Raw genomic sequence first — 12,737 nt, 5'->3', positions numbered from 1 at the left:
CTTGCCAACGCGATGGCAAGAAAGTGGGATTTAATACCGTAATTATTATCTCTTGGTTTCTTTCCCGTAGTCATCATACATCATCAACAGATGCGATGAACTCCAGCTAAAGTGAGGTGCTTTTAAGCGTTCTCCGGTATGGGTTCCATAGTTCTCGTGGATGGGTGCTCCCTCTTTCAGTCCGCTCAGACGGTCGAATACCTGCAAAGTGTATTCGTCGGCAAGTTTATTGTAACCATAGTTACGCAGTCCGCGAATGGCGAAGTAGGTCTGGTCGAGCCAAATGGGACCACGCCAGTAACCCCGTGGATTGTACTTAGGATTGTCCGCAGCAATGGTGGGGAAGGGGATATAGGTAGAGAACTTGGCGGTGTCCTGCAACATAGGCAACATTTTATCTACCTGTTCCTGAGTAGCAATCTCAGTCCACAACGGGGTATATGCTTCGCATCCGGGCTCTTCGATAAATGAATTGTCCTTCAGACGGCGGTCACAGAAGAAGTTGATGTTTTTGTCGAAGAAGTAGTCAGCTACTTTGTCGCTGTAATCGGGTCCGTCGAAAGGAACATTCAGCAGTCCGGCAAACTTTTTAAGCAATTTGCATTCCATGGCTAAGTAAGCATTCAGGTCTACACTTTCCTGATCCATGCTCCAAGCATCTTCGTAACCCTCATTCTTCAGCATGACGGCGTCGTCGAAACGAATGGCATTATCCATACCACTTTCCCAGGCTGCGGCTTCCAGTGTACCGTCGGTTGAACCATATTCACACATGCCATTGCGGTTATGGTCGCGTTTCTCATACCACCATTTGTAATAAGAGAGTAGTTGCGGATACATTTCGGCAACAAAGGTAGTGTCTCCTGTGTGCGTAAAGATTTCATCGACAGCCCAGCATACTAAAGGCGGTTTGCTATCACGGGCATTATTCTCGGAAGGATCGGTATAGATACAATCAATAATCATGCCGTCGGGTTGCTGGTAGTCGAACATGGCGCGGATATTGTTCTTTGCTAGTTCGGGATCGAATTTAGCAGTGCCGGCACTGAAACGCCAGGTGTCCCATGCCCAGAATCCAACAAAGTAACCTACCGCATGGCTTGGAACGATGCCTTCGTGGAGCAGTCCACCACGATGTGCACGCCAGTTGGCTATAAGCGTGGTAACGGCTTTTACGGCGATGCGGTCATATTCCGGTTTCATGTCGGTGCGCAGTATCTTGGTCAGATAACCTTCCCAACGTTCGGCATTGGCTTGCAGGGCTTTCTCCGGATCATTGAGCAGTGTAGAAAGATTTTGTAACCCGGCGGTCATTTCTTTTTCCGAAGCGAAGAAAGAGATGGCAACATTGACGGGGTACTTGGTGGCATGCAAATGAGCCGTATAGTTGTTATCGGATTTGGCAAGCTGTACGTCGGGAGTGAAAGTTACGATTACGGTTTCACCGCTTGGGTGACGGGCTATAACTGAGTTCTGTTCCACTGTTACAGTCATGTCTTTACCCCATTGGCTTCCGGTAAGAACCAGTTCTTCGGCTTTATCGGCTTCGATGCGCAGCAGGGCAGTAGAAGCACTTACAAAGTTGAACCGTTGTGTGATATTTCCGTTTTCGGAATGGGCGGACATATACAACTCTCCGGGATAGTAACAAGTAGAGTCGGGGACGAAACCGGCCTGTGCATCTTTGGCAAAACTTACCACAGTAGCTGATTGTGCTATCCATTGACGACGGAACATATCCAGACTGAACGGACCGCAGAAACCGTTTACCCATTTATCTTTTTCGGGTAACGTGAAGCCCATCCATGATCCGGCATCGGTAAACCAGCCATAACATCTGTGTAGCGTATCAGGAGTATAGGCTATGTCCAATATATCATTGAAAGTATATCTTTTCTCCACAGTACTTTTACTACTGGGGCTGCAGGCGGTAATGCCCGCAATCAGTAGAGTAAAGCAAATGAAATGTAAAAACTTATGTCGCATAATCTATTATGTTTTATAGAGGTGAGAGCGTGAAACTGTATTTCCATTCTTTAGGTGTGATAGTATATTCGGGATGAATCTGTGCTCCCCAAGTATTATCACCACCTACGCCCATCTGCTTATGATCGATATTGAGCCATACCATATCTTTCTTCACGATGCTGCCGCCATGACGACGTTCTACTTGTGAAGGGCGATATTCGATGTCTTCCATCGGGAAGTTCCATGCACTAACGCTCAAAGGCTCTTCGCCTGTTACCAATAAACCTTCTCCGGCGGCATTACGCAGGGCTACCCAACGAACATCGCAATGATTGGCTGTTTCCTGTGCACGTACGTAAGGATGGAATTGTTCCCAAACGGTGGCATTGTACAATCCTACCAGTGCTCCGGTCTTACGGTCGGCATAGGTCTCTTGCGGTCCACGACCGAGCCAAGTCATCATTTCATATTCGGCAGGGAGAATCATGCGCATACCCAGACGTGGCATTTCGTTCAAAGCCTTTTTGCCGGGGATGAAGTGCATGGTAACCTGAACAGTTCCATTGGGACGAATCTTGTATACCGTTTGCAGGGTTGCGTCCTGTGCTTCCATGCGATAGCTGGCGGTGACGGTAGCCATTTGCTGACCTTCGGTCACTTCAATGTTTTGTAGTTTGGCGTCACGACCGGCGGTCTTCCAGGTTGCGCAACGTTCCAGATGTCCGTTCGGTATATCGTTATCGGTTAGCGGACGCCAGAAGTTGGGCTGCAATCCTTCTTTGATCAGGTTCTTTCCGTTGTAATTCAACTCCGTCATTTCGCCATTCTGCGTAGAGAAAGCTATTTGGAAATTATCACCTTTCAGGCGGATTACTTCGTTAGTCCGTTCGGTAGTTAAGGTTCCGTTGACTGATTGTGCAGGCTGCGTAGTGCCATTGGAAGGCAGTAACCATTGCTCAATAGCAACTTCATGACCTTTCGGAATCAGCGGAGCTTCATTCTTGGTGAATGCACGGAGCGTGAGGAAGTACTCCTTGCCGTCCGCAGGTAGCGCTTTCAGCGGCAACTCAATGTAGGCGGAACTTCTCGGTGCGATAACCGGGAAATCCATTTCACCGCTTTGAACGGCTTTGCCGTCACACTCTACCGCCCAACGAAGTGTATATCCTTCCAGTCCGATGAAGTCGTGCCAGTTGGTAACCTTGATCTTATTCTGTGTAAAGGCAAGAGGTTCGAAGTGGATGTATTGCAATACTTTCTTTACTTCATAGATATGCGGGTGTGGAGTGCGATTGGCAGCTACCAGACCGTTGGCACAGAAATTAGAGTCGTTGACAATACCCACAAATCCCATATCGCCACCGAATGCTGCGATGTCGCGGTTGTTCTTATCCTTGATGGCAAATGTCTGGTCTACCCAGTCCCAAATAAATCCTCCTTGCAGTTGGTCGTATTTGTAAATCAAATCCCAGTAATCCTGGAAGTTGCCTACACTATTACCCATTGCATGAGCATATTCGCACATAATCATAGGACGTGCATCCCGTTGGTTGACGTGGCGGCGCAAAGACCAGATACGTGCATACATCGGGCAGTAAATATCACTCTTGGCATCATAACCACCGCCTTCATACTGTACGGGGCGGGTAGGGTCAACCTTCTTTGCATAATCATAGATAGTCTTGAAGTGCTCGCCATAGCCCGATTCATTTCCCAAAGACCAGGTGACGATAGCCGAGCAGTTGCGGTCGCGGGCAATCATGCGGCTCATGCGTTGCATGAAGGGGAGTTCCCAATCCGGATAATTGGCAAGTGTGCCATCCTTGTGGTCCATCATACCGTGGCTTTCGATGTTGGCTTCATCTACCATATACAAACCGTATTCCGTACACAGTTCATACCATTCGTAGTGGTTAGGGTAGTGGCAGTTGCGTACGCCATTCAGGTTGAATTGCTTCATTAACTGAATATCTTGTATCATGGAGGCTACGCTGATGGTACGTCCTTTATGCTGATCGTGCTCATGGCGGTTGACACCTTTAAAGAGTACGGCTTGTCCGTTAATCATCTGCATACCGTTAATCATCTCTACGGTGCGGAATCCAAAGAGATGGGTGAAAGATTCCAAGGGCTTTCCTTGTGCATCAAAGGTACTTACAACTAATGTATATGTGTTTGGGGTTTCGGCATTCCATGCACGTGCGTTGGGGAATATTTGCTGTTCGCTGAATAAAGTATCATTAACAGAAGCTACTGTTTTCTTTTGGTCGTAGATCGTTTTTCCTGCATCCAATACTTTTACTTCAACGGTTTCTCCTACTTTAGGCTGGTGGAGTAATACGTTCAGTTTCAGTTCGCCATCCTTGTAGCCATTTATCAGTTCGGAAGTCATTTGGAAGTCTTTCACGCGGCTTTGAGGACGGGCATACAGATAGACGCTACGCTCAATACCACTATATTTCCAGTAATCTTGTCCTTCCAGATAAGACCCATCGCTGTAGCGGAATACTTTCACGGCAAGTTTGTTCTTACCTTTCTTCAGCAGTTTGGTGATGTTGAAGTGCGACGGCAGACGACTGTCTTCGGCATATCCTGCAAGTTCACCATTTACCCATACGTAATAAGCAGATTCCACTCCTTCAAAGTCGAGGAAGATATCCATACCTTCCCAACCGGCAGGAACGTTGAAATCACGGAGATAGGCACCTGCCGGATTATAATCTGTAGGTACATACGGCGGATTGGCAGGGAATGGATAGCGGGTATCAGTATAGATAGGTGCATCGAAGCCTTGCAATTCCCAGCTTCCGGGAACTTCTATCTTACTCCATTTACGGGGAGTATATCCCGGTTTGTAGAAATCTTTAGGACAAAGTTCATTGTTCTTCGAAAAGAGGAACTGCCAGGTACCATCCAGCGAAATGCGGCGTTCAGTTGCCGGATTTACGTTGAATCTGACATCGGCAGGCAATGCATGTTGCTTCAAGGCATTTGCCTCATTGGTGTATGGAGTGAAGTACGCATGCATCGGTTCTCTATTCATCTCATTGACTTGTGGATTCTGCCAAGGCTCGTTATCTGCCAGAGCGGAAGTGCAAAGCAATGTGGAAAAGAGTAAAGTATAAAGGTTGGTTTTCATGGATTCTAATTTGTGAGTTATCAACTATCAATTATCAACTAAATGGAACAGAATAGCGTAACCAAGAAAGGTACACTAAAGTCTACCACAAACCCGTGGAAAATGGAGACTACTACAAACTGCTGTCCTGCAGTCCGGGTTATGATGGGCAATGTTGTGTCCATCGTTGTAGCACCTCCGGCAGAGATAGGAGCAAGGTTACCAAACCAACGCACCAGTAGCGGTGCAGCTAGTAGAGTCAGGATCTCTCTGCTGATATTAGCCAGTAGTGCAATCGTTCCTAATTCGGCTCCCTTGTATTCGGTAATGAATATACTGGAGAGTGAATAGTAACCAAAACCGGAACTTATAGCCAGACAATCGGTCAATGAACGGTGTGTCAATATCAAACTGACAGCAGCCGAACCGGCCAAAGTACCCAGGATAGTCATAATAGGCAGGAAAATCAGTCTAGGATTGAGCGAACGGAAGTTCTTCAAAGTTTGCGGGTCGTTGCCGACACTTAGTCCGACACTGAACATCAGCGCACAAAGTGCATAAAAGCTGATTTTACTATCCATCACAATATCAATAGGTATCAGCTTGTAGACTCCGCAAAGCGTGCCCAGTACAAAAAAGCCTACGATGATAAGACTTCCTTTCATACCTGTCCTCCTTTCCTTTTATACAAGGCTCTCCAAAGTCCCCAGGCAGCGATGACGCTTCCTAGTGTTCCGCCTATGGTTAAGATGACTGCTTCCATTCCAATGGTATGAAGTCCTTTGATAATCTGTTCGTTTCCTCCTACTTCAATACCAAGAATAAAGAGAAGCAACCAGATTAATACTGTGATTACTTTATGGATTTTACTAAGATTCCGTTTCCGTAAGAGATAGCCCAGCAGCATTCCTGTGAGCATTAGTCCGATAATTGTAAACATATCTATGTCGTTTTTGAGGGCAAAGATAAAGCTTTATGATTAAACAAGGCGACATTGCAGGAGGCAAATGCCGCCTTGTTAAGAGAGCTATTTAGAGAAAGAATTAATTACTTAATCTGATCGTTAGAGTTCAGTTCTATTTGTGGTATAGGATAGAATGAATTCTTTTCTTCATTGAATCCTGTACGTCCTACAGCTTGAAGAGCAGTAGAAAGTTTACCCCAGCGACGGAGATCATACCAACGATAGTTCTCCAATGGGAATTCAAGCATACGTTCATGCTCTATCTGTGTGCGTACAGCAGCTTGGGATGTTCCAGTCATAGCAGGCATATCACCGTGTACTCTTCTTACTTCATTGATAAGAGGTATGGCCAGTTCGGGATGACCTTGTTCATTCAGAGCTTCTGCTTTCATCAATAATACATTAGAATAACGCATCAGAGGGATATTGATTGCACAATAGTTCTGGTTGAGACCTTCATAATCAGCCGGCATGAATTTGCGGAAAACCGGGCGATTATATGCTGTTCCGGAGATTGGATAGCCATCGTCGTCAAATTGACAGAACCACTCATCGTAATTTCCACCGTATACTTTACCGGTTCCATCATTGAAATAATCGCATCGGAAGAAGATACTACCATACAAACGAGAGTCATAAAGGCCTTCTGTAGAAGTTTCACCTTCTTTCATATATTCCTTCACCAATGTTTCACTAGGCAGAATTTCATCCCATCCCCATAATTCGGAAGCTCCGATCCAACGATGCATTTGAGTACGATAAGAGGCACCATTAGCTGAACTCATAGAGAATTGTAATTCGAAAACGGACTCTTTATTGTTCTTATTTGAACCATTAAACATACTGATATAATCTTTTACCAGTTCATAGCCTTTTACTTCATTGAAGGCGTTGACAGCTTCTTTCAAGTATTCATCCTTTTTGGCTGATTCTTCATAAGCTCTGGTCAAATTGGCCATGCCTAAGTAAGCGTAAGCAGCACCACGAGTTGCGCGTCCTGCGTTATCTGCATTATGGCTTTCGGGCAAGTCTGTTGCTTTCTTAAAATCTTCTACAATAAAATTCCAGGTAGCCTCGCGGGAGGAGAGAGCTTTCTTCAATTCCGGTTCTTCAGGATCTTTAATATACTTGTCGCGTACGATGATTTCTTTCCAGTTCAGTAACAACTGCATGTGATAATATGCACGAAGGAAGTAGCCTTCAGCGGTCAATTGTTTACGTACGTTCGGATCTATTTTTTCATCAGGAATTTCAGGCGTTTTACTAATAATCTGATTAGCGAAACTAATACCTCTATAGTAGCATCTCCAATATTCACTGAATTGAGAGTTACCATTCGTGTAAGTATACTTGCCCAACTCTACCCAGTTAGGATAATTCAATGCATCATCACCCATTTCAATTATATCCTCACGAAAAGCTTCTACCGGCCACTTGATTTCGGGAAATGACCATTGGTCACCTGAATAAGTCATCAAGTACATTTGTGAGTAGGAAGATGATAAAGCTGATTCTACGTCAGTCTGATCTCTCCAAAAGGATTCAGATGATAAGCGGTCAGGTGAATCTACTGTCAAATAATCATCACAGGATGCAAAGAAAGCTGCGATGCATATACTGGTTATATAAATTAATTTCTTCATATTTTTCATATTTGTAGAATTAGAATGTAAGTTGTGCACCAATAGAGAATGAACGGGTAAACGGATAAATCAGTTTATCAATACCTGTGTTCAATACACTTGCGCGTGAGAATTCGGGATCAATGCCATCATAACCGGTTATAGTGAACAAGTTTTCACCACTTACATAGAAGCGAAGTCTTTCAATATAAACTTTCTTCATTAGCATGCTCGGCAAAGTATAACCTATTTGCAATTGACGTAAACGGATGAAATCACCCTTTTCAAGGAAACGGTCAGATTCTTTCATGTTTCCATTCGGATCTTGCAATACGGCACGTGGCACACTTGTGTTAGTATGATCGGGAGTCCATGCATCCAAGGAAGAACGCAAGAAGTTTGATCCGGAGTTCATTCCTTCATAGAAATATTTGTTACCATTATAAAGTTTATGTCCCCAAGCACTTCCAAGTACAAAAGAAAGGTCGAAGCCTTTGTAGTTAGCAGAGAAGTTAATGTTAGCTTCTAAAGTAGGTATACCTGAACCTGAGTAAACTTTATCGTTATCTCCAATAGAGCCGTCACCATCTGTGTCAACGAAACGGATATCACCCGGTTCTGCATTAGGTTGGAGTAATTGCCCGTTTTTGTTTACGTGAGCTTTCACTTCATCCGCATTCTGGAAAATACCATCAGTTTTGTACAGATAGAAAGCGCCGATAGGTTTGCCAACACGGGTTTGTGTCGGGAAGTGTTCTGAACCATATTTCAAACCTTCACCATAAAGAACTTGTCTAGTGTCAGATAGTTCGACAACTTTATTCTTCGTAGTACTTAAGTTGAAACCTACATTGTAGCCAAAATCTTTAACTTGATCAGCCCAGCTCAATTCAATTTCGAAACCGGTATTTCTGATTTTACCTACATTAAGGATCGGATCTGCCAAACCGGCAGAAGGAGCGAGTGCTTTGGTGATCAATAAGTCTTCAGTTTGGTTATGGTAATAGTTCAAAGCACCGGTTAATTTGTTGTTGAATAATCCAAAGTCAAAACCAATGTTTTTAGTATCAGTTGTTTCCCATTTCAAAGAACGGTTTTCCAATCCACGAGCGATGCTTCCTGCCCATGCATTTTCACCATTACCTCTTACGTAACCTTGGTACATTTCATTATAGGTGCTGATTAATGCTAGGAAGTCATAATAACCTAATGCATTTTCATTACCTAAACGTCCCCAGCTGGCACGCATCTTTAAGTTGCTCAGTACGATATCTTTCGGGAAGAAAGCTTCTTCACTGATTCTCCAACCTAATGCTATAGATGGGAAACATCCCCAACGGTTATCAGCACCAAATTTGGAAGAACCGTCATAACGTACAGTAGCTTGAATTAAATAGCGATTGTCGTAGTTATAGTTTAAACGTCCGAAGAAAGAGGCACGGTTGTATTTCCATTTAGTACCATCACCAGAGAAAGTACCACCTGTTCCTGCACCGATTGTGGTGAAATTGGAAGAAAGGAAACCTGCAGGTATCTCGCCTGTAACCAAATTACCATCTTCTACTTTATATACTGTAGCTTTACCTTCCACTGCTACTGAGTTCCAAGTATAATTGCGACCGGTAATAGAACTACCAACCATTGCATTGACGTTATGCTTGCCAAACTCTTTATTGAAGTTCAATACATTATCCCAAACATGTTCTTCCCAATAACCGGTTGTTTCGCTATTGTAAGGATAATCACGTTTTGCTTTAGGGTCTGCTATATAAGCAGGTGCATGATATGTTTGGCGTTGATGTTCACCACGATAAGAATAGCTAGTCTTGAAGTTTAGCCACTTGGTAAAGTTCATTGTCAATGATATGTTGGCAGATGTATGATACTTTTTGTCAGTTGACTTCTCATAGTATTGGTCTGCCATTACATTACGATTATTAGGTATCTTGTCGAAGTTAGTAAGTCCGAAGCCATACTTTTCATTGTCGTTATAGATAGGAACCAATGGAGAGATCATATACATTTCCTTCAATGAATACTCAGGTTGCTTGCTATCTGTAAACTTGAATGCCATGTTTGCATCAAAATCAAAGATATATTTGCTCATATGTAGTTTCAGACGTGCATTATCTTGGCGATAGTCATTGCCAAGGAAAATACCTTTCTCATCAGCATGGTTGTAAGAAACTGAATATTGAGCAGTTTCGTTTCCACCTCTTATGCTGACCATATAGTTTTGTGCTAATCCGTTTCTCATCATAGCATCTTGCCAATCTGTATTTACACCAGTATCGCGAGTGATATATGCAGGAAGCTTTGACTCATCTTGATAGTAAGAACTGTAGTTTTGGTACATTTGTTTATGTACTTTCTTGTATTCATCTGCATTCAACATTTCAAGCTTCTTAGCAACTGTAGTCATGCTAATGTATGTGCTGAAATCAATCTTAGTATCACCCTTCTTACCGTTCTTTGTAGTAACGATGATAACACCATTAGCAGCAACCGAACCATAGATAGCAGCGGCAGCACCATCTTTTAGTACTTCCATTGCCTGTATATCTTGTGGATTGACTGCATTGATATCACCAGGAAATCCATCAATAATATAGAGAGGTTCATTATCTCCAAATGTTTTCACACCACGGATTTTTACTTGTACACCGGCACCCGCATTACCACCTGCTTTCATGATATTTACACCTGCAATTTTTCCTTGCAATGCTTCGGCGGGATTGGTAGTGGTACGTTTGGATAATTCTTCAACATCTACAGAAGAGATGGCACCAGTCATATCGCTTTTCTTCATGGTACCGTAGCCGATAACAACGACTTCGTCTAACATTTCGTTATCTTCTTTCAAGATAACCTTCAGATTTTTCTGACCATTTAAAGGGATTTCTTGGGCTACATAGCCTACATAAGAAATCATCATTGTAGCTTTGGGAGAAACACTTAGAGTGAAATTACCGTCAATGTCGGTTATAACTCCATTAGTTGTACCTTTTTCTAATACACTGGCACCAATAATAGATTCACCGGTAGCATCAGTTACAGTACCTGTCAACTGTATGTTCTGTGCCCATGCGCCTACGGGAAGCATAAAAGCAAAGAAGAAAAGCAGTTGAATTACTCTTTCTCTAAAATAGTTACTTTTACTCATTGTGAATAAGTTTTTAAGGTTAATATTCTTGTTCTTCACAGTGCTAAGTAAAGTAATGTTAATGAGAAAGTATTAAAAAGTGTTATCTACAATCGCTCTACAAAGGGGAGGTATTACCTGCTTTTTAATCTACAATGATATGTGCAATATGTTGATATATAGCTGTAGTGTGCTTGCTTATGTATCTACAAAGGAGTATGAGAATTAAATTGGGTGATATACATAAATTATATATTCTGTAGGTAATCCGTTAAATCTTCCTCTGAAGATAAATTCAAGGATTTGCGCAAGCGATACCGGTTCATATTGATCGTTTTGGGAGTGGTGCCTGTTAACATTGCTATTTCCTTGGTAGATAAATTCACTCGTAATAAAGTAGCGAGGTATTTTTCTCCTTGCGTTAACTTAGGATGAAGAGCAATGAGTCTTTGCTGAAATTCATTATTCTTATCCTCAATATTCATAAGTAAAGTATTGTTGGTTTTATCTCCATTTTGATATTGACTGATGAATGCATTGATTTTCTTTAAATGCGGAGTTATATTTTGATTATCCATCTTATAGCCTTCCTTTACCATTTCGCGTATCTTATCAAGCAATTCATTTCGGCTTCTGAGGAATACAGCAAAGCTAGTTACTTCTTGTCGACTATCTTGAAGTGCGCTTTGTACATTTTGTAGTTCAAGCTCCTGCTGGTGTAGTTTAAGCTCAGAAACTTCGCGCTCAGATAGCTGTAATTGATAGCGTGCTTCTACTAGTTGCAGGTCTTTATGCCGTTTGTACCATTTATATAAGAAGATGCTGAAGGCCACTCCAAGTACCAGTATACTGCCTAGAAGCCATAAATTGCGTTTTAATAGCTCTATCTTGTACGTTTGTTCTTGCATTTCGGTGGCATATTTCTGGTCTTGATATCTCTTATAGGAAATTTCTTGTTCAATATTGCGCAATTTGTTGCTGCTTTGCAGGTCTTTACTCAAGTAATACATTTGTTCCAGGTACTTGTAGGCTTGGGCATAGTCTCCTATGGCGGCACATACCATGGCAGAATATTCGTAATTGTCGCAAAGCAGTTCGCGGGCACCGATGTTGTGAGCGTAATCATGCGCTTTACGTAAGGCTTCCAAGGCTTTGGAGTACTGTTCGTCATAATAATATTGCTTCCCCATATTATTGTAATTCTCACCAAGTGACCACTGAGCGTCCAAATTTTTGTTGATAGTGATTGCTTCTTGTATAAAGGATAGCTTCTTTTCTGTATCTCCTTGATATAAGCAGAGATTGTTTAGAGTAGTAGCGATCTCTTTTAAATTGTGTTGGGCACGATTGATTGCCAGTGCTCGTTGAAGAAACTGATCGGCTACAATAAACTCACTAAGGAAATGATGCATAACTCCACGTTCGTTGTAACATCCTGCAACGGAGGCGGAATCTCCTATTGCTTTGAAGATAGAAGTTGCTTTGTCATTCAATTCTATTGCTTTGTTGTAATCTCCTAATTTGCTGTATACACGTCCCATGAGGGAGTAAAGTTGCGCTGTTTGTCGCTTGTTTGCCGGGTTAATATACTTCTGGGTATCATACAGATTCTTGATACTCAGATCGAAGTTTCCTAATAGTTGCTCTGCCTGGCAGTAAAGGAGCATGGCTTGTGCACGAACTTCATTAGGAGCATCCTCGTTGTACATGGAAACTGCTTGAGATGCATAATACGAAGCCTGCTTGGGATTATTAAACAAGTACTTTTGAGCTTGTTCAATCAATGTTTGAGCCTGATTTACATCTTGGGCCTTCAGAGAGAATGCTAATAGAAAGAAATATATAAATAGTAGATATAGAGTATTTTTCATATTAGATGCTTGTTTCTGCAAATTTAATTATTTCTTCTTAAAAGTCCGGTTT

General features: G+C 42.5%; 7 protein-coding genes. All 7 read right to left on the bottom strand.

Features of this window, described 5'->3' with window-relative positions:
- Window positions 1–45: 45 nt before the first annotated feature.
- Entirely contained in the window at window positions 46–1,986 is a 1,941-nt protein-coding gene (locus Q1W14_RS03350; RefSeq protein ID WP_300699268.1) for a trehalase family glycosidase, read from the bottom strand.
- A 13-nt stretch (window positions 1,987–1,999) separates the two neighbouring features.
- Complete coding sequence (locus Q1W14_RS03345; RefSeq protein ID WP_300699266.1) at window positions 2,000–5,107, bottom strand: glycoside hydrolase family 2 TIM barrel-domain containing protein; 3,108 nt, start codon at window positions 5,105–5,107, stop codon at window positions 2,000–2,002.
- A gap of 38 nt (window positions 5,108–5,145) precedes the next feature.
- Complete coding sequence (locus Q1W14_RS03340; RefSeq protein ID WP_300699264.1) at window positions 5,146–5,751, bottom strand: lysine exporter LysO family protein; 606 nt, start codon at window positions 5,749–5,751, stop codon at window positions 5,146–5,148.
- Complete coding sequence (locus Q1W14_RS03335; RefSeq protein ID WP_300699262.1) at window positions 5,748–6,026, bottom strand: LysO family transporter; 279 nt, start codon at window positions 6,024–6,026, stop codon at window positions 5,748–5,750. Before Q1W14_RS03335 ends, Q1W14_RS03340 begins: the two co-directional genes overlap by 4 nt.
- 107 nt (window positions 6,027–6,133) lie before the next feature.
- On the bottom strand, window positions 6,134–7,693 hold the full coding sequence (locus tag Q1W14_RS03330; RefSeq protein WP_300699261.1) for a RagB/SusD family nutrient uptake outer membrane protein: 1,560 nt from the start codon (window positions 7,691–7,693) through the stop codon (window positions 6,134–6,136).
- Between the two features lie 19 nt (window positions 7,694–7,712).
- Entirely contained in the window at window positions 7,713–10,835 is a 3,123-nt protein-coding gene (locus Q1W14_RS03325) for a TonB-dependent receptor (protein WP_300699259.1), read from the bottom strand.
- A gap of 227 nt (window positions 10,836–11,062) precedes the next feature.
- Window positions 11,063–12,685, bottom strand: coding sequence for a tetratricopeptide repeat protein (locus Q1W14_RS03320; protein ID WP_300699258.1), 1,623 nt, complete (start codon window positions 12,683–12,685; stop codon window positions 11,063–11,065).
- Between the last annotated feature and the right edge of the window lie 52 nt (window positions 12,686–12,737).

Source organism: Bacteroides sp., assembly GCF_030151085.1.
Taxonomy (GTDB): domain Bacteria; phylum Bacteroidota; class Bacteroidia; order Bacteroidales; family Bacteroidaceae; genus Bacteroides.
Note: the sequence above shows the minus strand (reverse complement) of the source record. Positions and strands in the feature narration are given on the sequence as shown.

Coding starts and splice junctions, on each gene's coding strand:
- Q1W14_RS03330 (WP_300699261.1), bottom strand. CDS start 7,693: ATGAAGAAATTAATTTATATAACCAGTATATGCATCGCAGCTTTCTTT.
- Q1W14_RS03320 (WP_300699258.1), bottom strand. CDS start 12,685: ATGAAAAATACTCTATATCTACTATTTATATATTTCTTTCTATTAGCA.
- Q1W14_RS03325 (WP_300699259.1), bottom strand. CDS start 10,835: ATGAGTAAAAGTAACTATTTTAGAGAAAGAGTAATTCAACTGCTTTTC.
- Q1W14_RS03350 (WP_300699268.1), bottom strand. CDS start 1,986: ATGCGACATAAGTTTTTACATTTCATTTGCTTTACTCTACTGATTGCG.
- Q1W14_RS03345 (WP_300699266.1), bottom strand. CDS start 5,107: ATGAAAACCAACCTTTATACTTTACTCTTTTCCACATTGCTTTGCACT.
- Q1W14_RS03340 (WP_300699264.1), bottom strand. CDS start 5,751: ATGAAAGGAAGTCTTATCATCGTAGGCTTTTTTGTACTGGGCACGCTT.
- Q1W14_RS03335 (WP_300699262.1), bottom strand. CDS start 6,026: ATGTTTACAATTATCGGACTAATGCTCACAGGAATGCTGCTGGGCTAT.